This window comes from Thalassolituus oleivorans MIL-1, assembly GCF_000355675.1.
Lineage (GTDB): Bacteria > Pseudomonadota > Gammaproteobacteria > Pseudomonadales > Oceanobacteraceae > Thalassolituus > Thalassolituus oleivorans.
Genome location: NC_020888.1, coordinates 1,652,793 through 1,676,704, shown reverse-complemented (window position 1 = coordinate 1,676,704; position 23,912 = coordinate 1,652,793). Strand labels below are relative to the sequence as shown.

The 23,912-nt window shown below is 47.0% G+C and carries 22 protein-coding genes; 3 read left to right on the top strand and 19 right to left on the bottom strand.

Annotated features, from left to right (window positions below; all coding sequences use genetic code 11):
• Window positions 1–291: 291 nt before the first annotated feature.
• Window positions 292–2,643, top strand: coding sequence for a hypothetical protein (locus tag TOL_RS07485; RefSeq protein ID WP_015486712.1), 2,352 nt, complete (start codon window positions 292–294; stop codon window positions 2,641–2,643).
• 79 nt (window positions 2,644–2,722) lie between these two features.
• Here the strand turns inward: TOL_RS07485 and TOL_RS07480 are convergent, their stop codons facing one another.
• The 6 genes from TOL_RS07480 to TOL_RS18275 form a co-directional block, all read right to left on the bottom strand.
• Window positions 2,723–3,049 carry a glutaredoxin family protein gene (locus tag TOL_RS07480; RefSeq protein ID WP_015486711.1) on the bottom strand — a complete coding sequence of 109 codons (327 nt, stop codon included), beginning with the start codon at window positions 3,047–3,049 and terminating at the stop codon, window positions 2,723–2,725.
• 39 nt (window positions 3,050–3,088) lie between these two features.
• On the bottom strand, window positions 3,089–3,583 hold the full coding sequence (locus TOL_RS07475; RefSeq protein ID WP_015486710.1) for a pyridoxamine 5'-phosphate oxidase family protein: 495 nt from the start codon (window positions 3,581–3,583) through the stop codon (window positions 3,089–3,091).
• Between the two features lie 68 nt (window positions 3,584–3,651).
• Window positions 3,652–4,170, bottom strand: a complete 519-nt coding sequence (locus tag TOL_RS07470) for an MOSC domain-containing protein (RefSeq protein ID WP_015486709.1) — start codon at window positions 4,168–4,170, stop codon at window positions 3,652–3,654.
• Between the two features lie 24 nt (window positions 4,171–4,194).
• Window positions 4,195–5,229, bottom strand: coding sequence for an NADP(H)-dependent aldo-keto reductase (locus TOL_RS07465; protein WP_041588805.1), 1,035 nt, complete (start codon window positions 5,227–5,229; stop codon window positions 4,195–4,197).
• A gap of 93 nt (window positions 5,230–5,322) precedes the next feature.
• A complete protein-coding gene (locus tag TOL_RS07460) occupies window positions 5,323–6,966 on the bottom strand; it encodes a methyl-accepting chemotaxis protein (protein WP_015486707.1) in 1,644 nt (547 codons plus the stop codon).
• A 227-nt stretch (window positions 6,967–7,193) separates the two neighbouring features.
• Window positions 7,194–7,928: a thioredoxin family protein gene (locus TOL_RS18275; RefSeq protein ID WP_015486705.1), complete on the bottom strand. Its 735-nt coding sequence runs from the start codon at window positions 7,926–7,928 to the stop codon at window positions 7,194–7,196.
• 90 nt (window positions 7,929–8,018) lie between these two features.
• Between TOL_RS18275 and TOL_RS18945 the strand changes: the two genes are divergently transcribed.
• Complete coding sequence (locus TOL_RS18945; RefSeq protein WP_144055344.1) at window positions 8,019–8,678, top strand: DUF6436 domain-containing protein; 660 nt, start codon at window positions 8,019–8,021, stop codon at window positions 8,676–8,678.
• On the opposite strand, the gene TOL_RS07450 is transcribed toward TOL_RS18945, so the two are convergent.
• The 12 genes from TOL_RS07450 to TOL_RS07395 form a co-directional block, all read right to left on the bottom strand.
• A complete protein-coding gene (locus tag TOL_RS07450; RefSeq protein ID WP_015486703.1) occupies window positions 8,601–10,664 on the bottom strand; it encodes a transglutaminase TgpA family protein in 2,064 nt (687 codons plus the stop codon). The genes TOL_RS18945 and TOL_RS07450 overlap by 78 nt on opposite strands.
• Window positions 10,661–11,623, bottom strand: a complete 963-nt coding sequence (locus tag TOL_RS07445; RefSeq protein WP_025265649.1) for a DUF58 domain-containing protein — start codon at window positions 11,621–11,623, stop codon at window positions 10,661–10,663. Before TOL_RS07445 ends, TOL_RS07450 begins: the two co-directional genes overlap by 4 nt.
• Window positions 11,624–11,626: 3 nt before the next feature.
• A complete protein-coding gene (locus TOL_RS07440; RefSeq protein WP_015486701.1) occupies window positions 11,627–12,544 on the bottom strand; it encodes an AAA family ATPase in 918 nt (305 codons plus the stop codon).
• 117 nt (window positions 12,545–12,661) lie between these two features.
• The gene (locus TOL_RS07435) at window positions 12,662–13,876 is read right to left on the bottom strand and encodes an O-succinylhomoserine sulfhydrylase (RefSeq protein WP_015486700.1); all 1,215 of its coding nucleotides are present in this window, start codon (window positions 13,874–13,876) and stop codon (window positions 12,662–12,664) included.
• Between the two features lie 12 nt (window positions 13,877–13,888).
• Entirely contained in the window at window positions 13,889–15,412 is a 1,524-nt protein-coding gene (purF, locus tag TOL_RS07430) for an amidophosphoribosyltransferase (protein WP_015486699.1), read from the bottom strand.
• Window positions 15,413–15,439: 27 nt separating this feature from the next.
• Window positions 15,440–15,934 carry a CvpA family protein gene (locus TOL_RS07425; protein WP_015486698.1) on the bottom strand — a complete coding sequence of 165 codons (495 nt, stop codon included), beginning with the start codon at window positions 15,932–15,934 and terminating at the stop codon, window positions 15,440–15,442.
• A gap of 87 nt (window positions 15,935–16,021) precedes the next feature.
• Window positions 16,022–16,576 carry an SPOR domain-containing protein gene (locus tag TOL_RS07420; protein WP_015486697.1) on the bottom strand — a complete coding sequence of 185 codons (555 nt, stop codon included), beginning with the start codon at window positions 16,574–16,576 and terminating at the stop codon, window positions 16,022–16,024.
• Window positions 16,576–17,868 (bottom strand): bifunctional folylpolyglutamate synthase/dihydrofolate synthase, encoded by a 1,293-nt coding sequence (locus TOL_RS07415; protein ID WP_015486696.1) that lies wholly within the window; start codon window positions 17,866–17,868, stop codon window positions 16,576–16,578. The genes TOL_RS07420 and TOL_RS07415 overlap by 1 nt, the downstream gene beginning before the upstream one ends.
• A gap of 10 nt (window positions 17,869–17,878) precedes the next feature.
• Window positions 17,879–18,682: a tryptophan synthase subunit alpha gene (gene trpA / locus TOL_RS07410; protein ID WP_015486695.1), complete on the bottom strand. Its 804-nt coding sequence runs from the start codon at window positions 18,680–18,682 to the stop codon at window positions 17,879–17,881.
• A gap of 231 nt (window positions 18,683–18,913) precedes the next feature.
• On the bottom strand, window positions 18,914–20,128 hold the full coding sequence (gene trpB, locus TOL_RS07405) for a tryptophan synthase subunit beta (protein WP_015486694.1): 1,215 nt from the start codon (window positions 20,126–20,128) through the stop codon (window positions 18,914–18,916).
• The gene (locus tag TOL_RS07400; protein WP_015486693.1) at window positions 20,100–20,741 is read right to left on the bottom strand and encodes a phosphoribosylanthranilate isomerase; all 642 of its coding nucleotides are present in this window, start codon (window positions 20,739–20,741) and stop codon (window positions 20,100–20,102) included. The genes trpB and TOL_RS07400 overlap by 29 nt, the downstream gene beginning before the upstream one ends.
• Window positions 20,742–20,897: 156 nt before the next feature.
• Entirely contained in the window at window positions 20,898–21,947 is a 1,050-nt protein-coding gene (locus tag TOL_RS07395) for an AraC family transcriptional regulator (RefSeq protein WP_015486692.1), read from the bottom strand.
• Window positions 21,948–22,067: 120 nt separating this feature from the next.
• Between TOL_RS07395 and TOL_RS07390 the strand changes: the two genes are divergently transcribed.
• Window positions 22,068–23,039 (top strand): hypothetical protein, encoded by a 972-nt coding sequence (locus TOL_RS07390; protein WP_015486691.1) that lies wholly within the window; start codon window positions 22,068–22,070, stop codon window positions 23,037–23,039.
• A gap of 47 nt (window positions 23,040–23,086) precedes the next feature.
• Here TOL_RS07390 and truA read toward each other — a convergent pair whose 3' ends face one another.
• The gene (truA, locus tag TOL_RS07385) at window positions 23,087–23,911 is read right to left on the bottom strand and encodes a tRNA pseudouridine(38-40) synthase TruA (protein ID WP_015486690.1); all 825 of its coding nucleotides are present in this window, start codon (window positions 23,909–23,911) and stop codon (window positions 23,087–23,089) included.
• Between the last annotated feature and the right edge of the window lies 1 nt (window position 23,912).

The window sequence follows — 23,912 nt, the reverse complement described above, 5'->3', positions numbered from 1 at the left end:
AATTAGTTTATTTTCAACTCTTAAGAAACGCTACTAAGCTAGCAAATTCCTCATAACATTGTACAACAGAATCTCAAATAAGGGCGAAGTCCGCCAAGCCGAAAGCAAGTCCTAAAACGACCCAATCAGTAAAAATGTCATGGTAATTACAAGAAGAGGTTTATGAAAAATTAGCTTTTATCATTCTCATCTTATTTTTCGGGCACATTTTAATTCATCTACTAGAGTGAAAACATCTGCTGATTTTCTCAATTAAATCGCAGCCACCTCCCCGAATAGAGACCTCAGATCATGACTAGAAAACTCCTTGCTCTCAACTTGTGTTTGGCGCTGGGAGCCTGCAGCAATGGCGCTTCAGACTCAGCCAGCAGCGACACAACGAATACCATTAGTTCCTCAGACTTAGTTCTACCGTCACAAATATCTTTGGTAGAGCCGAAAGCATCAGATACAAATCAAGCACCAGCATTCCTTGCCCAAGCCCCAGCATCAGAAGGAGGCTTCCTCGAAACGGGAACAGACTATAGTGATGCTCCGCAGCGTTCTCACGTATGGTTGGAAGCACTAGAACCACTCGCAACTGTTGATAGTATTTTGTGTTTTATCGGCCAACTAAAACCTGAATTAGAGGTCAATGAGGGGCCGTATACCGTGTTAGCAGATATGGATAGTTGCTTTGAAAACGACAGTGGCGATAACGATCAAAGCTCCGGGAGCCAAGGTGCCGTTAACTACACCGAAGTCACTGTAGACTCAACTCGCGGCGAAGCGTCGGATGCTCCATTGAATGTGCATATTTGGTTTGTTATGGATAACGGTGATTCCAGTCAGGCGATTCGAGTTAACGGAGTTATCAGTGAAGGCGCTTCAGAACAAAACCCTTTTGGTTCTTTTGTTCTTAGCTACCAATTCTCAGATGCACTCGATTCAGACGATCCAGATGCTTACGGTAAAGGGGAGTTAGCGACGGTTGATACGCTTGCTGGCTTCCAAGGCTTTACCTTATATGAGTCATCCATTCGCGGGCCGGAAGAAATGTACGAAACCGCGGCAAGTGTTGTTGTTAATCCATCGGAAGATAACGGCATAGCATTAACTGGCTTTCGCCAGATAGGTAACGACGCCGCGGAGGCGAATAAAGCCTTTGCGATTTCTTACAACAGCGACAATTTACTACTACAAAAAGCGGCGACCTTCGAGCAACTGGCTTATAAAAACGATGACCAAAGTGGCACTTGCCTATCACGCAATAGCTTTACAGAAACGGTTTGGCGCTATGGTTTATATTCAGTAGCAAACGGATCATCGGTCGAATTAAATTCCGGCTTTCCATTTTTGTATGACGCAGATATTGATGGTAACTATGATTCACGCGGTTATGCCAGCTATTGGGGTATTTGGACCGAAGGAGGTCAGGACGATCTTTCTGGTGTTACCGTTCAACGAGAAACCTTCGATGGTACTACCGGCACTGAGTATGAATTAATCCAAGCTAAGGGACGCTTAATGAAAAACACCGTTATATCACTGAATTTAACCGATATTGATGGTATCGAGTTCGAATACTTTGAATGGAATAATTCGAACAATACTGGCACCAACTTTATCGTTGTATACGATTCTGAATCTGGTGACTTTATTAAAACAGCCACTGTTGAGTATGGTGAAAACGGACAAAATCGAGTCGAGCTAGAGTCACCTGTTGCAATGAGTTTAATGTCAGGCCAAAACCTTCATATGTTTTCAAATCAGTTAGGCGGAGGCGTTCAATTTCTTGAGGGCAGCACGGCAATCACCTTCTTCAAGCAGGAGTTTGTCACCGGTAATGAAACAGGTACAGGTGAATTATTCGACAGCGGCACCGCAACTCTCTATTGCTATGAAAACTGTCCTAAGGCTGGTATGACATCGTCGGATCTTGATACCTACGATGGCCCATACTTAACCGATAGCACAGATGTTGGATCTCCAATCACTTACACCATATCCAATTCTGGTGCGAATACACTTGAACTAATGATCAGTACCGATGCCGTTGCCTATCCAACCGATTCAGAAAATAGCAGCAACAATCAGCATCCGTGGGGAGTTCGCTCCGGCGGTATGGTAACCGATACCTCTAGCCTAAGTGCGACTACTGATGTTTATGATTCTGAAATTGTGACTGTTTTCTACGAATTTGAGACTGGCCCTAATTCTTGGAATCGTCAGGCAGCCCTTATTGACTCTTCGGGTGACATCGTAAGCTTCGATAAGCCCTTAGAATTCACCTATCGTCATGAAGATGCCAATGATCGCACCGGCAGCGCCGGTAATTACGATGGTCAAACCGTTATGCTTAACTACGGAGGACTAGGCGATTTATGGGGAATTCCTAGCCTAACGGACACAGAACGCGGCTACTTCACACCCGCATTTAATATAGCGGATGCGGTGGTCGTTGGCAGCGATGACGAATACGTAGTTAAAGCCTTAGAGATCGAACAAAAAATGGAACGTACCGATGGTCAATGTACTAGCTTAGTATTGAACGATCCTGCTGTGCCGGTGCCGACTACGGTAAATGGGACACTAAACAACGAAGCGGTTCCTACCGTAACTGATGCACCCCGATATATTGCGGGTGAATCGACTACAGAGTAAGAATACTTACGCTGCTTAAACATAAATAACCCCTGCAAGCAGGGGTTATTTACATCAACTTAAACCGTTACTTAAACCTCTATAGGTTCGCCAATATTTCACTTGGACTGTAGCCTTTTATCACACTGCCGTTTACCAATAAAACAGGCACGCCACTACCACCAAGCGCACGATGCTGGCGCTTACCCTCTTCCGATTTTTCAATATCATATTCGAAATACGGAATCTTCTTTTGATCTAAAAATTGGCGAGCTTTTTTGCAGTAACCACACCAAGAGGTGGCATATAAAATAACCTTACCATCATGTAATGCGGCATAGTCAGGTGGTGGATTAATGTAATGTAGTATTTTATCGCGCTGATCAAAAACAACTAACGCGAGAAACAATAAAATAATTTTCGTCAATTGATAGCTCCATGCTCTGGAAATTTCAAAACCGAGGGTTCAATCATTCCACAAATGCGCCATCATTCTGGGATACTGAACAGGTCGAAAGTGGGTAAATTGGATATCACGCACATGGGTAAAGTCGGACCAAATCAGTTGACTACCCTTCATCCAGCGAGTTGGTTTTATTCTTATCTCTATCGTTTGTTTTTCTGCCGCCGTCGCTTCGCGCAGCTCACCGACCGTTCCATACAAACGCACACCTGGCGGTGTCGCGAACCGTCCTTTTAATAGTGATTTAAACCAATAGGATGATTTGGTATTCACCGCCATCAGGCAGATATTAGGATTGGTTTCAATATTTTTAGCGAGCTGTGAGGTGAAAGTATCAAAATAATACCCAGTCGCATTATCCCGAAGAAACACGGTGCCTATTGGCGTGACATTCGGTAGTCCGTTGCTATCAACGGATGCAACAGAACAATGAATGCTCGACTTTTGTCCTGCCAGCACAACACTAACGATTTCTTTCCAATGTTTTAATAATTCCATCGCACTGTCCTTAGTTTTCCCTTACAAATAACCAAACAGCGTAAGAGTTGCAACTTAATTCGAACAATTTACCCTTCAGGCAAACGCTCGCCATCCAATAAACACACGACTTCATCTCCTACTTTTATGCTGCCACCACGCAATATCTTTGCGCATAAGCCACCATGCCCCAGCATCGCGGCATGACCGCCCTGCCCCAACACTTCATCCATGCGAGAACAAGGATGACAGGCAGCAGTTGCTAGAAATATGGCGTCGCCAATACGAAATTGTTGATGCCTTAATGCATTTAAGTTAACGCCGCTAATAACAATATTGCGGCGTAAGCGCGCGGGATCAATACTGCTGTATTTCAGTAGCTGGGCAACTACATCAATATGTTCGGCGCTAATAAACGTCACTTGCCGACCAGAACCAGGACTGCCGTCCATACGACGATCGCCCTTCAATCCAAGCGAGGCGATGGCTTCCGCCTCGGTTATCCGAATCATAGGTTCCCGGCGCGCTGGACGAACGCCGATCCATTCAACTTTTCCCGCTGGAAGGTCGGCACTGAAACGACCAAAGAGTGCTTGCTGTCGGTTCATCGCCGCCTCGATTTGGAGTGTTAGTTATGGGGCTGGGTTTGGAATGGCTTTATGAATTACTTCAATTTCTGCCAAAACATCCGAGCTTAATATTACATCAACGCTGCGAATATTTTCTTCCAACTGCGCCATCGTTGTGGCACCAATAATATTACTAGTAACAAATCCTTGTTGGGTAACAAACGCGAGTGCCAACTGGGCCGGTGACAGACCAATATCATTTGCAAGTGCCACATAGCGCGTAATTGCAGCTTCGGATTGCTCACTAGTATACCGTGTAAAACGGCTAAATAAGGTGATACGACCGTTCTCTGGTCGTTGTCCATTCAGGTATTTGCCACTCAACATACCAAATGCCATCGGCGAATACGCCAATAACCCTACCTGCTCACGATGCGACACTTCGGCCATACCGATTTCATAAGTACGATTTAATAAGTTGTATGGGTTCTGCACACTGACTGGGCGAGGCATCCCCAACTTATCAGCAAGCGCGAGAACTTTCATCGTGCCCCACGGCGTTTCGTTGGACAAACCATAGTGTCGTATCTTCCCGCTTTCTAATTGAGTTTTTAATGCCAACAAGGTTTCTTCAAGCGGGGTCGTTTCTACATCATCGTGTTCATAACCAAGACGGCCAAAAAAGTTGGTCGGTCGAGCGGGCCAGTGAATCTGATAAAGATCAATGTAGTCAGTTTGTAGGCGTTTAAGACTAGAATCCAATGCCTGCTGAATATGGTCTGCGGTGAGTTGCGGGCCGTTACGAATATGCGTCATCCAATCGCCAGGACCTGCAACTTTAGTAGCCAGAATAAAGTCATCACGGCGGCCGCGTTTAGCTATCCAAGTTCCAAGATATTGTTCCGTACGACCTTGGGTTTCTGCCTTAGGAGGCACAGGATACATTTCGGCGGTATCGATAAAGTTGATACCCGCATCTAGGGCAAAGTCGAGTTGTTGATGTGCTTCCGCTTCGGTATTTTGTTCGCCCCAAGTCATTGTACCGAGGCAAAGTTCGGTTACTTGAATATCCGTCGTTCCTAGCTGTCGCTTTTGCATAACGTGCCCATTCTTAATTTCGAGTTGGCTCATTATGCTTAGCCCGCACGGCGATTGAAACCAGTGCGAGCCAAAGCTGTCGGTAAGAATTATCTAGATTGCAGCCCTGATATCAGTATCGGTGCGGAATTGAGTTAATTGTTGCTCTAACGAATCAGAGAGTTCCGTTAAAGCATTGCAAGCTTTATCTAAGTGTCTGGCGGTCACTTGATGTTCGTCTGCAGCACGTGTGACCTCACCTAAATTATTATTCATTTCACGGGCAACCTGTTCTTGCTGAGTAATACCGGCTGCCAGTTGGAGATTAAGATCTTTAACCTTCGTCATAGCGGTAGAAATAAGTGCCAATTGTTGTTGGGCGTGATCAACATCTTCGGCACAAGCCTTAGTCTCTTCAGCACTCTGTTCCATCGCGTCAACGGCCGCTTTAGAACCACTGGTGATCACTTCAATCACTTGTTTAATCTCGTCAGTGGCAACTCCTGTGCGTTGCGCCAATGTGCGAACCTCGTCGGCGACTACCGCAAAACCGCGCCCTGATTCTCCGGCTCGGGCAGCTTCAATCGCGGCATTCAACGCCAACAAATTAGTTTGCTCTGAGATACTAGCAATTACCTCCGCAACAGAGGCAATTTGAGCAGCTGAACTATTGAGTTCGGTAATGGCCGCTGCGGAGGTTTCGAGTTGATCTAACAATGAAAACACCCGATTGCGCGCTTGATCCATAATGGTTTCGCCCTCACAGGCATGCTGACTAGCTGACTGCATGTCATCGGCTGCGTCACGCGCATGCCCCGCCATTAAGAATATCGTATCCACCATCATGGTCATGGATTCCGCGATCCTATCAAGTTCTTTGTGCTGACGCTCAGAGCCATCACTTACAATCAGCATGCTTGTTTTTAACTTTCCGGTAGACCTTGTTAAATTACGGCTATTGTCTTGAACTGCGGCAATGAGAGATTGCGTTCTCTTGCGCATGCTATTAATGCCCTCCGCTAAGATAGCCATCTCAGCCGTGCTGGACGTTGGACACTCAGTACTTAAATCGCCCTGAGTCATACCCGTTAAGTTTTGTGCGATACGCGCCAATGGTCGCTGAATGGAAGTCACAAAATAATGACCCAACAGCCACATGACGAACCCCCAAGCGGTTAATAATATGCCAGCGCGAATAAAACGCTGATTCACTGCGGCATCTAGCTCGTCTATATAAACACCAGTACCAACAATCCAATCTGTACCCGATACTTTGGTAACAGCCGTCAACTTTAGCACTGGAATATCACTACCCGGCTTGGGCCATTCATATTCCAAATACCCAACTCGGTCCTTAAACGCTTCGGTTTTCATGCGTTGAAATAATTCACGTTTTTTTGAATCTTTGGCCTCCAACATCGACTGACCTTCAAGTACCGGCTGATAGGGATGTACGACCATATTCAAATCTTCATCAATAATAAAAAAGTACTGCTTTTGATCATAACGAACTTGGCGCACAAGATTGGCCGCTTGGGTTTTCGCTTCACGGTTAGACATGCCTTGAGCTGAACGAATCACAGCCTGAATCTGTGAAGATTGAGCATCAATTAGCTGACCAAGCTCTATTTTTTTTTCACGCAACATATCATCACGATATTGCAATACCTCAAAAAACAGATAGGCCGCGACTACAAGAAATACTGCACTAAAAGTCAGCAACAACCGCTGTGATATCGTGATTTTAGCCTTATCCATAGTATTACTTCCCCAACCTCGCATTAGCTTAATTTGATCATCAGCTTAATTCATCGAACTAAAAACTTAGCTCTACTGATAAATTACACAGCAAATATAGTCGGAGTTAGAGGGTTTGCTGGATGAGTTTTGCGGTTGGTTACAACTTAACAACAAATGCTAAGCCATTGACCTGTAAGGAAAAGTTAGACGACCCGCATTTTCGACAAAATGACAATAACGCCGCTTTAGCGCTGCAGCCACAAGCGTCGATACTGATGCGCTCGTCGTCTATCCGGCATAGTGTCTAGAATGGGTAGTAGCGCATTAGCAATTATTTCGCGCTCATCGGGTGTGGCCTCGATGGCCAACAATATCTCAATCGCTTGGCAGTAATCCTCGCCAGCCGCCAAGCGCCGGGCGTTCTGAATACTGGCTGCTAAGTGTTGATGAATATCGTTAGGCTCCGGCTTAAACTGACGGGCATTTACTCGTGCGATTAATAGTTGAAATGCCGGGGCGCGGGTTACCGCATCCGGCAGGGTAGCTATTTTTTGCGCTAACGCTTCAAAATGCTCACTTACGATAAGCTGTTCTAATTCGGCGAGTAGCGCAGGCGCGTTTAACGAATCGGTTGCATTTATTTGCGTAGGCATAAGCACCGATGCCATGAACTCTTGTAATTGCTTACCGGTTATTACTCCTGCTGCCCTAGCCTGCAACTTGCCACCAACAAATAATAATAAGGTCGGTAATTGTTTTATCTGCCAGCGTTGCGCCAGCGCAACTTCTGCTTCGGCATTCAGCTTCACAATCGTTAGATTTGGCATGGAAAGCTGAAGGGTATTTAACCAAGGTTCTAACGCGCGACAAGGAGCACAGTGCGGTGCCCACACGTCGACCAATACAGGAGCATGCATCGAGCCATCTTCAACCAAGACGGAAAAACTTGAATCAGTAACTTGAAGAAAGGTCTTGGGCATCAGGAAATTCCAGTTGCGCAACAACGAATGGCGCTAACATACACCAAAATCCTAGAGGGTGACATTCTTACAGTCTGTTATAATTCAGCCATGACGACATCTACCTCAACCGTTAAACACATACTCTTAATCGCCCTTATCACTCTTTGGCTGGGAGGATCTCTTTTTGGTCTTTGGTGGTTTCAACAGAAACAACTAAGGCCATTTGTCGCAGACACCGATCCTGTTGAAGCGATGCAGATAGGCGCTGTGGACACAGCCTTGTCGGCCATTTTGCAGCGCTTACCCGCAAGCGAGATTGAACAGCAAATTATTCTGTTGCACCTATGGAATCCCGATTGCTTATGCAATGCGGTAAGTCAGCGTCATTTAGATTCATTATTAAGCCACTTTACTAAGCAAGAATTACGCGCCATAGCACTAGCACCCGCTTCTATCACAACAGAGCAAATCGACGATTTTCAACGTTTGAATGGTCAGCGTATGGAGTTGCTGGTATTAAAACCTGAAGATGAGCTACCACTGTCGGCTAGCCCGGGTTTAGCCTTGTACAAGGTTGAAAACAGCAATGCCTACCAGCTAAGTTACTATGGCGCTTATGGCTTTGGTGCCCTCTGTACGCTATCGGAAGATAGTTTATTCACTAATATGGTGAACGATATGAAGCACGGCTCATACGGTCCCTTTATGAACGTTGCTGGTAGCGGATGTTTTTGTCCGTGGCCGAAGGCTTTTACGCAACTGCCCTAATCGCCTAACCAGCATTTTATAGTCAGCCTTATCCGCTTTTTCACTTAATTCACCGTATAAAAACGCATCCATTAAACTGGCAACGTCACGGCTCTGTTGATCGAGTTCAGGCCAAGCAAGACCTAAACGCGCTAAGTAACTGGAGCCGGTTTCACCTATTAATGGCTCCAGTCCACTGCGCTGTGCGCGATTCTGTAACGCCACCCAAGCTCGTTGTAACGGCGGCAATTGCTTTGGTCTATCTCGCCACCACAACACAATAGCCGACAATAGAAACAATCCACCCAAAACAGCCGCAAGCATATAGAGGCCATCAAGATAACTACCGCGATCAAACCATTGCTTTAATAACTTACCTTGGCGCTGCTTATCGTAAGACAGCACCCAGCGCTGCCAATAGTAGTTAGCCGAATCAAGTTTTAAACGCAGACTGTTAATCCAGCTTATACCGCGCATTTTATGGCTAGAGAATATTTGCTCACGTAAAAAAGTACCTTCCTTTTCTACTGCTCGCTCTAGGCCATATTCAATTCGATCCGGTGCGACCGCTGCCGTTGGGTCGAACCGCATCCACCCCATAGTAGGAATCCATAACTCCACCCACGCATGAGCATCGTATTGACGTACCGTCAAATAGTTTTCTTGCGCATTCCACTCACCACCTTGATACCCGACAACGACTCGCGCAGGTATACCAACCGAACGCGCAACAAACGTCATCGCCGAGGCATAATGGGCACAAAAACCGCGCTGGGTACTAAATAAAAACTCGTCAATATCGTTATCTTTAAGTAGCGGTGGTTCTAATGTGTAGAAAAAAGGATTTTGTCGGAAATAGGTCAAAATGCTTTGTGCAAATGCCCAGTCGGTTACGGCCCCAGAATACAAATCATTGGCCCACTGCCGAGCCTTGATATTACCCTGACTGGGCAATTGTAAATATTGTTTGCGCTCAAGCCAGGTCAATCCATCAGCTTGATTGCTGGCCGTTGGATCAGACCACGCACGATATCGTAGCCGTTGAAATAATGGTTTACGGGCTAATAGAAAATCTGCATTGGTCACACCGGTATTCTCTTCTAACGCTTGAACACCGCGTAGTGAGAATAAATATTGCTGATCGGTCGGCTCTTGAATAATGTCGTAGCCAATACCTTGATCATCTCGATTATCAAGATCGCGAGGATTAAACCATTTAGCCGTAGTCACAGGTTTCGATGGCTGCCATGCATTGCCATCGTAAAAATCCAGCATTAATGCGCGCCAATAAAGTTCATTTTGAGGTGGACGTCGATTGTCATCAAAGGTTACTCGAAAGGCTAATTTGTCCGACTGACTTAAACTGGCGATATCACCCGGTGCCATCTCCGTCGACAGCGCTGTATGTGCATCTTTCGACTGTAAGCCAATACTCCATAACGGTCCTAAACGCGGAAATAACAAATAAGCAAAAAGCATAAAGGGTAAGGCCGCTGCCAATACCGAAGCGCTGTAACGCGCAATAGGGAGTGCACCCACATTACCCGCCGGGGTACTCATGTGCAGTGCGACCATAGAGCTAGTAATAATCCACACAGAACTAATGCCAATAAGCGCTGCAGTAATGGATTGATTGAATAAAAATCCACAAACTAATAAAAAATAGCTGATAAATACGACGACATAAGCGTCGCGCTGAGTTTTCATCTCAAGTAATTTCAGCATAGCCGCCATCACTAAAAAAGCGGATGCTCCTTCCAGCGACAATTGTCGATCAAACGAAATAACGACAACCGCACCCGATAACATGACAACCAGTGTTTTAACCAACTTATTTGGATACGGTAATCGCCCCGCATGAGTTAACGCCCGCCAGCCGACACAGATAGTTAATGGAATTAAAAACCAAATGGGTAAGTGTTCAGTATGCAGTAACAACGAAGAACCAAATCCAGCGAGCAACCAGAGTAAAGAAATTCGAGGGATCGCATTGGCCGCTTGTTTCATTGTTTATCCTGCCCATATAACGCCAAGGCTTCTAAGCAGGCTTGTAGATGAACGTCGCTATTTGCGGGCGGAATTTCTATAGTCGGTAATTGTAAACCGTAGCGCCAACCATTGTGATGAGCCTCTAATACCCAGCCACAAAGTCGTGATAAGCGGCGCTCTACGTTGGCGACATTCACGTTATCCCAACGCAACCAACAGAGTGCGCCATCGTCGTGATCGAATTGTTTAGTCATTAACCCTTTGCCACGAGCTAAATGTTTCCAGGCAATTTGTCGCATCGAATCGCCAGGCTGATAATTACGCAGGCCATTAAAATCTTGCTCCCCCGATCTATGTGCAATAGCACCTAGTACCGTTTCCCCCTCTTCGCCGTCACCTAAAATCAAAGGTGAAGATTCGGGCGCGGGATATACCAATACACGGTAGTCGAGTGCCACCCAAGACCATGCTGTATAAAACCCTAATGGAAAGCGACTTTCGACGCGTAAACGCCCGGCTTTAAAATAACCACGTTTCGTGGTTCGCTGCGATAAGCGCGCAATGACACGTCCATTCGCAGGAATTGTGTGCATCACTAAGGGCTCGCCGCGATAACCCACCAGAACTCCAGCGGCCATGCGCTTAGGTTGCGCAGAAAGGGTTACCGGTAGATCTAACATTTCTCCGGCAAACACTGGATTTGCGTGCCCTGCTGTCAGCGTTAGGCCAGACAAATTAGCGAAGGTGAACCACATACTCGTCAGTGCAACGCTAAATAACCAAAACGTGACGGCATAAATCAGACTGTTTTGATAATTAATGGCCGTTACCAGCATAACCAACAAAACAAAGCCGAGCATGAAACCAACTCGACTCGGTAATATAAATACCGAACGATGAGATAAGGCTAACATCGCAGTACTTGGTATACGTTGATCTAACCATGTAGCCCAACGTCGTTGAAAAAAAGCTCGCATGATTTAAAGCAATACCGGCACGCGCGTTAAAATTGTTTGCGATGCGCTATGAGCACCACCACCGGCACTATCACCTAAACGGTGATCCGCTACCGCAGGAAGTACGGCCTGAATATCTTCGGGTAACAAATACAAACGTTTATGCACCACGGCCCATGCTTTGGCGGCACGCAGCAGCGCCAGTGCACCGCGTGGCGATAGTCCATAAGCGTAGCCACCTTGGGTGCGCGTAAAGGCGACAATACGTTGTAAGTAGTCCAAGACACTGGACGACGCTTTAACTTTGAGTACCGCCGCTTGTAATCGAGTTAGCATGGCATGGTCGATGGTCACATTTAGACCTGCAATCATCGAACGACGATCCACCCCTTCTAACAATTCACGTTCAGCACGCTCATCGGGATAACCTAATTGAATACACATTAAAAAACGGTCGAGCTGTGATTCTGGTAAGGGAAATGTTCCCGCCTGAGAAATCGGATTTTGAGTGGCTATCACAAAGAATGGATCGGGCAATGGACGCGTCTCGCCTTCGACGGTGACTTGGCCTTCTTCCATCGCCTCTAACAAGGCGCTTTGCGCCTTAGGTGTAGCGCGATTAATTTCGTCAGCAAGCAATAACTGGCTGAAAACAGGACCCGCATGAAAACGGAATTGTCCGTGATCGCCTTCACGCTCGAAAATACTGACGCCAAGAATATCCGCAGGCAGCAAATCGCTGGTGAATTGAATCCGGTTGTAATCAAGGCCCAACACTTTAGCCAATGCATGAGACAAGGTAGTTTTGCCCATGCCCGGTAAGTCTTCAATCAGCAGATGACCTTTTGCCAACAAGCACGTCAGCGCTAGTTTTAGTTCTGGCTCTTTACCAAGGATAACTTTATTGAGTTGTTCTAATGCGTTGGCAATTGGCTCAGCCATGAGGACACCTTAAAAATCGACAGCCTTCGAGCTTAAGGGTAAAGGTAGGATAAAATCCAGTTTTTAAGGGAATTTGAAAAGCATCTACGGGGATAACCCGCAGATGCCGCTAACAGATTACAGAGCGTCTAAGCCGCTGGCTAAATCCGCAATAATGTCTTGAACATCTTCTAGACCAACGGCGATACGAATCAAGGCTTGGCTAATACCTGCAGCATCGCGCTGCTCATCGGTTAAACGACCATGGGTCGTCGTGCCCGGATGCGTCACCGTCGTTTTAGTATCACCTAAGTTCGCCGTAATGGAGATCATACGTGTAGCATCGATGACCTTCCAAGCCGCTTCGCGACCTCCGGCGACCTCAAATGACAAGACACCGCCCCCCAGAGTTTGCTGACTCATGGCAAGCTCATGCTGAGGATGCGTAGGCAAACCCACATAATTGACTTTGGTGACTTTGGGATGCTGTTCTAACCATTGCGCTAACGCCAATGCGTTCTCGCTGTGCGCTTTCATTCGCAGACCAAGTGTTTCTAACCCCTTTAAAAACACCCACGCATTAAATGGGCTCATGGTTGGACCAACGGAACGCAATACACCAACAACCGGCTCAATTAATTCCGCAGACCCCACCACTGCACCGCCAATACAACGGCCTTGGCCGTCGATATATTTGGTGGCCGAGTGAATAACCAGATCGGCACCTAACGCTAACGGCTTTTGCAGCGCTGGGGTACAGAAACAGTTATCCACCACCAATAAAGTGTTGGTTTCTTTGGCTAATTCAGCCAACGCACGAATATCCGCAATTTCAGTTAACGGATTTGACGGCGACTCTAAAAACAACATCTTAGTGTTGTCTTTAATCGCTGCGCGCCAAGCATCAATATCCAATAAATCAACGTAGGTAATATCGACATTGAATTTACGCAAATACCGTTCGAACTGAATATTGGTACTACCAAATACACTGCGTGACGACACTAAGTGGTCACCCGCTTGCATGTGAGCAATACAGACAGAATAAATAGCCGCCATACCGGATGCAGTAGCAGCACACAGTTCACCACCTTCAAGTGCCGCTAAGCGTTCTTCAAAGGTGCGAACGGTTGGATTCATGTAGCGTGAGTAGACGTTACCCGGCACTTCGCCAGAAAAACGCGCAGCTGCCTCTGCGGCCGAGTTAAATACATAACTGCTAGTCGTGAAGATAGCTTCTGAATGCTCACACTCATGAGTACGAACTTGTCCAGCTCGCACTGCTAGCGTATCAAATCCGGCATCGGTTAAATCGGATTGATAACGGCCATTAAATTCTGAAAAATCCTTCATTACCTGATCCCCTCAGGACTCGGTTTCATCGTTATGTAGATCGATTGCAACGTTTTCTACAACGCGCTTACCTTCTTTTGTTGCATCATTACGCAGCTGAGAAAGACGTTCGAAATACTCATCGTTAATATCGCCAGTGATGTAGTTGCCGTTAAATACCGAGCAATCAAAACTCTTGGCTGATGTTTTACTGCCTTCTAAACACGCAGAAACGAGATCGTCGATATCTTGATACACCAACCAGTCGGCACCAATTGCCGTGGCGATTTCTTCTGTGGTTCGACCGTGAGCGATAAACTCTTCTTTCGCCGGCATATCGATACCATAAACATTAGGGTAACGAACCGCCGGAGCCGCTGAAGCAAAATACACTTTATTCGCGCCAGCATCGCGAGCCATTTCGATGATCTGCTCGCACGTTGTACCGCGAACAATGGAATCATCGACCAACAACACGTTTTTACCGCGGAATTCTAAATCCAAGGCATTAAGCTTTTGCTTAACGGATTTTTTACGCAACTGCTGGCCCGGCATAATAAAGGTGCGGCCAATGTAGCGATTTTTCATAAAGCCTTCGCGATACTTCACGCCTAAACGATTGGCTAATTCCAAGGCAGATGAACGGCTCGTATCTGGAATTGGAATCACAACGTCGATATCGTGATCAGGGTACTGACGCAAAATCTTTTCTGCCAGCTTTTCACCCATGCGCAAACGCGCTTTATAAACTGCAACGCCATCAATAATAGAATCAGGACGCGCAAAATAAACCTGTTCGAAAATACACGGCGTTAGCTCAGTGTGCTCAGCACATTGCTGAGTAAACAACTGACCATCCTCTGTGATAACAATCGCTTCCCCAGGTGCTATGTCGCGTTCGATTTTATAACCAAGCGCATCTAGAGCAACCGATTCAGAGGCAACCATGTATTCCATGCCTGTCGCAGTCTCGCGAGAGCCGAAAATCGCAGGGCGAATACCATGAGGATCACGGAAAGCTACGATGCCATAGCCGCTAATCATAGCAACCACGGCATAGCCACCACGAATACGCTTATGAACTTCGCTCACTGCTTTAAAAATAACGTCTGGCGTTGGTAGCAACTGACGCTGTTCTTGCAACTCGTGAGCAAAGATATTCAACAAGACTTCAGAGTCTGACGTCGTATTAATATGACGTAGATCTTCGCGATAGATATCGTCTGCCAACTCTTCTGTATTAGTCAGGTTACCGTTGTGTGCCAAGGTAATCCCATAAGGCGAGTTAACATAGAACGGCTGAGCTTCCGCCGAACTCGAACTACCTGCCGTTGGATAACGCACATGGCCAATACCCATATTGCCCAGTAAGCGCTGCATATGACGAGTGCGGAATACATCACTCACGAGACCATTATCTTTACGCAAACACAGTTTGTTGCCGTAGCTAGTCACGATACCCGCGGCATCTTGACCACGGTGTTGCAATACTGTCAGGGCATCATAGATAGCCTGGTTGACATGGGATTTGCCGACAATACCCACTATTCCGCACATGCGCGTGTAACCTCAAAAAGCTAGAGTTTAATTAGTAGTCGTCATCACCTGAGTTACTGTTGATGGCAGCGTTTTTCGCGCCCAATCAGCAACTGTTTCTAGGTGAGGTATAAAGAGGGAATCCTGCCACCACTGATCTTGTGCCACTGGCGTGAACTGCGCCAAAAACACAATCGCAACTAGGATCAAAAGGCCGCGGGCAAGTCCAAAGACCATACCGAAAACCCGATCCGTACCGCTCAGTCCCGTCATCCTGACAACTTCAGACAATAGATAGTTCAGTAAAGCACAGACAACTAAAGTGCCTGCAAAAAGAATAACGAAAGCGACGATCCAACGAAGAGAGTTCGTTTCAATCTGTCCAACCAGTAAGGTTGCCAAGTTGGCGCTAAAGAAGCGCGCAACCAAAAATGCTGCGACCCACGAGGCAAGTGATAGCGCTTCTTTCACAAAGCCGCGCTTTAGACTGATCAGGGCCGACACCACGACAACGGCCAGTATCACCCAATCAATTACCGCCATTCGTTGCCTCTGAGTACTTCAAGAAAGCGCGCAGTATACCAAAGCACGCTGGGTAAGAAAGCTCTAATCGTTGGGCTCTTCTGTGGATTAACTCTCAGCCTTGTAGCGCCGCAGATAGATGTCTTTCTGCTTCAACTCTGCTTTAAGTGCTGCTTGTAATTCTTCAGCCTTCGCGCGCGTTAATTCGGGCCCAACATAAACGCCTGTATGCTTTGTTTCGGCGAATTCTTGCACATAAGCCTTATAACCTAACCCGCGTAATTTATCGCGTAAGCGATGAGCGTTATCGCGCTGAGAGAAGACACCAATCTGCAATGTCCATGCATATGGCATTTGCTCATCATCCAAACTTGAGCGATCACTTTGAGCTCCACCGCGAGAGGTATCGTCATGATCAACCACTACGATATCAGGTACGGATACCATTTTTTCAGCTTCACCGCTGGCTAACTGCTCCAGCTCTTTCCTCACCTTTCGTTCATCTTCTAACGTTGACCACTGAGGTGGCTCTGGCATGGGAGGAATGTCTGAACTCAATCCGCGATGAGTACGTGAACCATCTAGCACCACAGGCAGCACCAATGCAGCGATACCAACCGTGACGAGCGCGCCTAATATGCGCTTTTTAAGGTGTAGTTCCATTATGCAACTCCCTGTCCGCTGCTCTGCATTTGCCGATCAGCTTGATGAGCATTTAGCCAAATTTGAGCCGCTTCAACCGTATAAAATGACCCAGCAATAAGCCAATGTCCTGTTGCATTTGTCGCTATTAACATATTCAGCGCCTGTTCAACGGTATCCCACTCTTGCACTTGAATGTCTGCAGCAAAATCGGCGCGAGCGTGCAATGCTTGAGCACTTAAACCGCGATGACACTGAGTCAGACTAACAAGATGGAAAACCTTACTTGCTGGTAAAACCCGCAATACACCCTCGACATCTTTATCGCCCAACATACCGAGCACAATACCGTCCACTTGAACTAACTGCTGACCAATAAACTCAGCTGCTTGAGGATTATGGGCAACATCAAGAGTTAAACGCAGAGCGCCAAAATCAAATGTCTGTAATCGCCCAGGAACAGCCAAGGTCGAAACTACCTCAACAACCTCGGCATAACTCGGCAATTGATTGATCAAAGCCAATGTTTGAATGGCAGTAGCAACGTTTGGATAAGGAATTTTAGGTGTCGGTAAAGCCCAACATTGCGGACTACCGCGACTATCACGAAATCGCACTTCCACACCGGAATCGCTTCGTCGAGCGCTAAATTCATCGTCACGCCCAACAAACTGCCCGCCAATATTCTCCACTGTTGTTGCAGCAGTATCGGGAGCATCCGGCTGACCGCAAACTAGAAAACAGTTTTTGCGAGCGATACTGCACTTTTCATAAGCGATTTCTGCGACCGTATCACCCAACCAAGACTGATGATCCAAACCAATACTGGTCACTACGGAAATATCCGCGGCTGCGATATTCACCGCATCAAGACGACCGCCTAATCCAATTTCCATCACACAGGCATCGACACCCTGCTGTTGAAAATAAATCAACGCCGCTAACGTACCGAATTCAAAATACGTGAGCGTCGTATCTCCACGCGCGGCTTCGATATGAGCAAAGGTTGCGCATAAATCAGCGTCGCTGATATCAACACCATCAATACTAACGCGCTCGTTGTAACGCAAAATATGCGGCGAACTGTATACACCAACGCGCAATCCACGTTGGCGTAATAAAGCTGCTATGAGCGCGCTGGTGGTCCCTTTGCCGTTGGTTCCACCCACCAAAATCATCAGTGGTGCAGCTCGTAAGCAGCCCACTGCTGCTCCAACCTTGGAGACACGCGCTAGACCTAGTTCGATCTCCGCCGGATGAATGCCTTCAAGATGGGTTAACCACTCGTCTACGCTAGAAAATGTTTGCAACATAATGACTGGCTTACGCGTCCATCGCTAAACGCATCGTTCTTAATATGTCGGACACTTCTTTAATCGCAACGTCTGGTTGGTGTTGGTTTGCGGCAATACGATTAACCAACGCACTACCCACAATCACACCATCAGAAATTTTCGCAACCTTGGCGGCAGTTTCGCCGTTCTGAATGCCAAAGCCCACACCGACAGGGATGCTAACGTGCTTACGAATACGCTCTAAGTTGCGTGCAACGTCATCAATATCCAAGGTATTCGAGCCAGTCACACCCTTGATAGACACGTAATACACATAACCACTACCAGCGTGACCAATGCTTTCGATACGCTTATCAGTGGTGGTTGGCGCAATCAAATAGACCACATCCAGCCCTGCTTTTTTGAAGATGCTATCAACGTCGTGCGCTTCTTCTGGCGGTAAATCCACCATCAAAACACCATCAACACCCGCCTTAATAGCAGCATCGACAAACGCCTGATAACCCATGGCTTCAACAGGGTTCAAATACCCCATCAACACGATCGGAGTAACGCTATCTTTGCTACGGAATTCCGTCACCATAGCCAATACATCACGCAATGACGTACCGTGCTCTAACGCGCGTTCGCACGCCAATTGAATGGTCGGGCCGTCAGCCATTGGGTCCGAAAACGGCACTCCCAATTCAATGATATCGGCACCGGCTTCTACCATCGCATGCATCATAGGCACAGTAGATTCTTTCAGCGGATCACCCGCCGTTACGTAGGGGATCAGCGCTTGGCGACCCTGTTCTTTTAAAGCAGTAAATACAGTATTGATACGAGACATTTTTTTAATCCTACCAATTCCTCTCGATATGTTGATCGCGAGGAAGAATAATTATTTCTGAGCACCCTATAGAGAGCTATACCTAAAAAGCTATACCTAAAGAGCTTCAGAACCGTCGCGAGCGATGGAAAGACAAGGCAAAAATCAGCGAGGTAGCGCAGTGTACAAGTCGTACATGAGCATACCGAGCTGATTTTTAACGCCGTATTTCCGAGCGCAGCAGGTTCATAATCAAGCGGTTACACCGTCTAACGTGGCAACAGTATGGATATCTTTATCCCCACGCCCAGAAAGATTCACCACAATCACCTGATCTTTGCTCATAGTCGCCGCTAGCTTCATCGCATACGCAACGGCATGGGCAGACTCTAACGCTGGCATAATGCCTTCTAAACGCGTCAGTTTATGGAAAGCATCCATCGCTTCGTCATCCGTAGCGGCAACGTATTGAGCACGCTTAACGTCTTTCAACCAGCTGTGCTCTGGGCCAACGCCAGGGTAATCCAAGCCTGCCGAAATCGAATGCGTGCTCATGATTTGGCCATTATCGTCTTCCATTAAGTAAGTACGGTTGCCGTGCAGTACGCCCGGGCGTCCTTTACTTAGCGGCGCAGCATGATCATCGCCATGCAAACCTAACCCGCCGGCTTCAACACCATACATGGCAACTTCTGGATACTTAATGTAAGGATAAAACATACCAATCGCGTTTGAACCGCCACCAACACACGCAACCACAGCATCAGGCTGACGACCGATTTGGGTATCGCATTGGCGAATCGTTTCACGACCAATCACGCTCTGGAAATCGCGAACCAGCATAGGATATGGATGTGGGCCCGCAGCCGTGCCGATCACATAATAGGTATCATCGACATTCGTAACCCAATGACGCATCGCTTCATTCATCGCATCTTTCAGGGTTTTGGTCCCCGATGTTACTGACACAACCTCTGCGCCTAACAACTTCATGCGATAGACGTTGAGCTTCTGGCGCTCAACGTCAGTCGAGCCCATAAATACCTTACATTCCAAACCGAAGCGCGCGGCTACGGTTGCAGAAGCTACGCCATGTTGGCCAGCCCCGGTTTCGGCAATGATCTTTTTCTTGCCCATAAACTTAGCCAACAAGGCTTGGCCTATGGTGTTGTTAATTTTGTGAGCGCCGGTGTGGTTTAAATCTTCGCGCTTCAGATAAATCTGCGCACCACCACAATATTCAGTAAGACGTTCGGCCAAATATAACGGGGATGGACGGCCCACATAATGGGCTAAGTCCGAATCAAATTGCGCCTGAAACTCAGGATCTTCACGCAGTTTTTCGTAGGTAGATTGCAGCTCATCAAGCGCTGCTGTCAGTGTTTCAGAAACAAAACGTCCGCCGAAAATACCGAAATGGCCACGCTCATCTGGAAGTTCAACATTGAAGTCTGTGTTGGTCGACACGGTACACCTCTTTTACAAATTCGTTGATTTTGCCGTGATCTTTGATCCCTTTTGCTGCTTCTACGCCGCCACTTATATCGACGGCAAACGGCGCGACTTGTTCAATCGCGGCAGCAACATTTTCGGGGGCTAGGCCACCGGCAAGAATAATAGGTTTTGGTGGTGTTGCTGGAACCAGAGACCAATCGAATGTCTCTCCTGTTCCTCCGGGCACACCCGGCTTATAGCTATCTAGAAGGATGCCCAGTGCGTTTGGGAACCGCAGGCACGACGCCACCAGGTCCGACGCTTGCCGGACACGGAGGGCTTTGATGTAGGGACGATTAAACTGCCGACAGAAGGCATCTTCTTCATCACCATGAAATTGAAGTAGGTCAATTCTAACGCTATCTAAAACGCTTTGCACCTCTTCTACGGTAGGATTTACGAACAAAGCGGTAACGCTTACGAACGCTGGCACATCGGCAACAATAATTTTCGCCGCAGCAATATCGACCGCACGCGGACTGGGAGGATAAAACACTAAGCCTAATGCGTCCGCACCTGCATCAACGACAGCCGTTGCATCTTCGGCTCGGGTAATACCGCAAATTTTAATGCGTGTCCGCAACATGCCCTGCTCTCCTACTGAGATTCAGCTCCGTCATGTAGAGCTATAAAAATAGACGAAGCATGATAGCAAAGAGAGTTAAGCGGCGTCACAATTGAAAGCGCCTTGAAGATAACGGTATAAGTTATTTAAAGAGATCAATTCAGCCTCAGCGAGACGCTAAGTTATACTTTCACCCACCGGCACCAAATTTTTGCCTTTGGCCAAGCGCCGATATTCACTCGGAGAAGAGCCAACCCATTGTCGAAAATCGCGAGCAAAATTGGACGAATCCGAATACCCCAACGATTCGGCAACTTGTTGAATCGGTATATGTTGCAACACCAATAAGTCAGCGGCATCCCTTATTCGAGCTTGCTCTAATAAAACGCTATAGGTAAAGCCCTCAGCCGCCAGATGACGCCGCAACGAGCGTGCAGAAATATGCAACATGTCCGCCAGCTCCTCCAGCCGAGGGTAACCATCCACTGAACACTTTAATAAGCCCTTAACCTTCGCGACGGTTGTCCTATGCTCGTACTGATAGCTCAACAGTTGCCGCTCTCGGCAGCGAGTCAGTGCTTGGGCAAGTACCGTTGAATTTTGTAACACTAAAGGCAAATCAAGATACGTCGTTGAAAATGATAACGAGCATTCCGCCTGATCAAAATCCACTTGTCCAAAGCGCTCGAACAACTGTGCTGCATCATACGAAAGTGGCGCAGCATGATTTAACGAAATGCGCGATTCAAACTCTCCGCCCAGTAAGAAATGAAAACTTCTACGCCAACTGAACAAACAACTCGCGTTCCAAAGATTTTGCAAATTAGAGCTCACCCAAGGCGTTACCATATGATGGATAGTGCAAATCTCGTCGGTCTGAGTGACATCAAAACTGGATACCCCCAGAGACACTAGAGGGCCAAAATCTTGTAATAACTCTAAACAATGTCGTAGTGAGGAGGCGCACATCATTGCTTGGCCTAAATCGCCATACGCCGTAGGCTGTAGCTGCCAACCAAGCTCGCCCGCCAGATAATCTGACTCATTCTCTAACACTGCAGCCATGATATTCAGCAGATCGCCTAACGATATGTTAGGCCGGCCGGCGGAGATATCACTGGCGCTACCCCATTTTTTTAACAAGCTTACGTAGGCATCAGGAACTTGCTGCGCAAGCCATACTGGCGTCGCTGAATCTGAATATGCCGCACGAGTATTTAAAGACATGGAGATGAATCCTTTCTTGACCATCCCTGACCGAAAATCTGGCCTTAAAGCCTCTACTCCGATGCGTGACGGTAAATTATGGTTGTTATTCTTATAATAAATATGCAACTGGAGCGTGCTATGAACAACGATAAAATAAGCCAATGGGTGGCCGCAGGCCTATTTTCCATCATTCTTTCAGGTTGTGGATCTGAGAGTCAAACCATTGTTGACGATGTACCTGACGCAGAAAATCTACTGTTTACAGACGACGGACGACTGTTTGTTTCAGGTGGCTCAAACGTTTTTGAAATCGTTAAAAAGCCTGATGGTAGTTTCATTAAACTGGATACCTTTCATGGCGACTGCACCGTTGAAGGAATTATTGTCCGCGATAATTACCTCTATGGAGTTTGCAATAATCTAAGCTCGCCAGATTTTTTAAAATCCTTTCTTATTGGTGGCGAAATAGTGCCGATGGATTCGGCCATTACCAATAGCTCAACAGATGGCATGCATCCGTCAATGACGCTCACCACTCTTTCACCACTGGCGGATGTCCAGATAGCTAATGGAATGGAGGTTGATGATGAAGGTAACCTATATTTTTCAGACTCTGGCGACAGCCGTATTTTTAAAATTATCCTGTCTGATCCAACCACCGTGGCCGACCTTCAAGTTTGGGCTGATAATTTCGAATATTTTGCTAACGGTATTAAATGGGTGGGCGACCGCTTATATACAACCGCAATGAAAAGCGGAACCATTACAGCTCAATTCGGCTATATCGAACGTCAACCAGATGGTAGCGGCGGTGATTTTGTACCCGTTTATGAAAGAAAAAGCACCGTACTCGATGACTTCCTTCCAACAGCCAACGGCTTTCTACTCACTGATTATCTAAAGGGAAGTTTGGTATATCTTCAGGACAACAAGGTCGTAGCAGAAACACCCAAGGACACCTTCTACTCGCCAACTGCCGTTATTATCGGTCAACCACCGATGTTCAGTAACGACGTCGTTCTGGTAACCGAAAAAGGGATTATCTTTGAGCAAAATAGTATGCAAGGTAACAAACTGGGTTTATACCAATTACCTTGGAGCCTGAATTAACCCTAAGCAGACGAAAGGCTGCTTCACTGTAAGTGAAGCGGCCCGACCTACTTAGCCTCCAACTGTAAAATTGGCTCAAGTAAAGCGGGTCCCCAAGGATCACAAGGAATATCAAACTGGGCAGGATAGTGCACACCAACGAAGTACAAACCTCCGCCCGGAGCCGTAACGCCTGCTTTTGTTCGATCTTGCTGCGCCAATACCTCTGCCATCCACTCTACTGGCTGATGACCCTCACCAATAGGCAGTAGCACCCCCACAATATTACGCACCATATGATACAAAAACGCGCTCGCCTCAAGCTCTACCATAATAATGGAGCCCCAGCGTTTAACAGTAATTGCATGCATGGTTTTTATCGGTGACTTCGCTTGGCAATCTTTAGCTCTAAACGAGGTGAAATCATGCTCACCTAACAAAGCTTGTGCAGCCTCATGCATACGGTCGGCATCGAGTGGGTATTTCCACCAGGTTAACTGATCATGCATTAACGCTGGCCGCGCTTGATTGTTATAAATGAGGTAGCGATAGCGACGCGCTTTTGCCTTGTAGCGGGCGTGAAACTCATCGTCAATTGCATCAACCCATTGCAACGCAACGCCACTAGGAAGATTAGTATTTACACCCATCAACCAACTGTAATTAGTGCGAATGGCATGACTATCAAAGTGAATCACTTGGCGCGTGGCATGAACACCGGCATCGGTACGGCCAGCGCAGCCAACTTCAACGGGATGATTCGCGACCTTAGAAAGTGCTGCCTCAAGGGCTGCTTGTACGGTAGGTTCATCATGGTGTTTTTGGCGTTGCCAACCATGAAAACGCGCGCCGTTGTATTCAACAACGGCGGCGTAACGACGGGTATCAGTCATA

Coding starts and splice junctions, on each gene's coding strand:
- TOL_RS07485 (WP_015486712.1), top strand. CDS start 292: ATGACTAGAAAACTCCTTGCTCTCAACTTGTGTTTGGCGCTGGGAGCC.
- TOL_RS07475 (WP_015486710.1), bottom strand. CDS start 3,583: ATGGAATTATTAAAACATTGGAAAGAAATCGTTAGTGTTGTGCTGGCA.
- TOL_RS07470 (WP_015486709.1), bottom strand. CDS start 4,170: ATGAACCGACAGCAAGCACTCTTTGGTCGTTTCAGTGCCGACCTTCCA.
- TOL_RS07465 (WP_041588805.1), bottom strand. CDS start 5,229: ATGCAAAAGCGACAGCTAGGAACGACGGATATTCAAGTAACCGAACTT.
- TOL_RS07460 (WP_015486707.1), bottom strand. CDS start 6,966: ATGGATAAGGCTAAAATCACGATATCACAGCGGTTGTTGCTGACTTTT.
- TOL_RS18275 (WP_015486705.1), bottom strand. CDS start 7,928: ATGCCCAAGACCTTTCTTCAAGTTACTGATTCAAGTTTTTCCGTCTTG.
- TOL_RS18945 (WP_144055344.1), top strand. CDS start 8,019: ATGACGACATCTACCTCAACCGTTAAACACATACTCTTAATCGCCCTT.
- TOL_RS07450 (WP_015486703.1), bottom strand. CDS start 10,664: ATGAAACAAGCGGCCAATGCGATCCCTCGAATTTCTTTACTCTGGTTG.
- TOL_RS07445 (WP_025265649.1), bottom strand. CDS start 11,623: ATGCGAGCTTTTTTTCAACGACGTTGGGCTACATGGTTAGATCAACGT.
- TOL_RS07440 (WP_015486701.1), bottom strand. CDS start 12,544: ATGGCTGAGCCAATTGCCAACGCATTAGAACAACTCAATAAAGTTATC.
- TOL_RS07435 (WP_015486700.1), bottom strand. CDS start 13,876: ATGAAGGATTTTTCAGAATTTAATGGCCGTTATCAATCCGATTTAACC.
- purF (WP_015486699.1), bottom strand. CDS start 15,412: ATGTGCGGAATAGTGGGTATTGTCGGCAAATCCCATGTCAACCAGGCT.
- TOL_RS07425 (WP_015486698.1), bottom strand. CDS start 15,934: ATGGCGGTAATTGATTGGGTGATACTGGCCGTTGTCGTGGTGTCGGCC.
- TOL_RS07420 (WP_015486697.1), bottom strand. CDS start 16,576: ATGGAACTACACCTTAAAAAGCGCATATTAGGCGCGCTCGTCACGGTT.
- TOL_RS07415 (WP_015486696.1), bottom strand. CDS start 17,868: ATGTTGCAAACATTTTCTAGCGTAGACGAGTGGTTAACCCATCTTGAA.
- trpA (WP_015486695.1), bottom strand. CDS start 18,682: ATGTCTCGTATCAATACTGTATTTACTGCTTTAAAAGAACAGGGTCGC.
- TOL_RS07400 (WP_015486693.1), bottom strand. CDS start 20,741: ATGTTGCGGACACGCATTAAAATTTGCGGTATTACCCGAGCCGAAGAT.
- TOL_RS07395 (WP_015486692.1), bottom strand. CDS start 21,947: ATGTCTTTAAATACTCGTGCGGCATATTCAGATTCAGCGACGCCAGTA.
- TOL_RS07390 (WP_015486691.1), top strand. CDS start 22,068: ATGAACAACGATAAAATAAGCCAATGGGTGGCCGCAGGCCTATTTTCC.
- truA (WP_015486690.1), bottom strand. CDS start 23,911: ATGACTGATACCCGTCGTTACGCCGCCGTTGTTGAATACAACGGCGCG.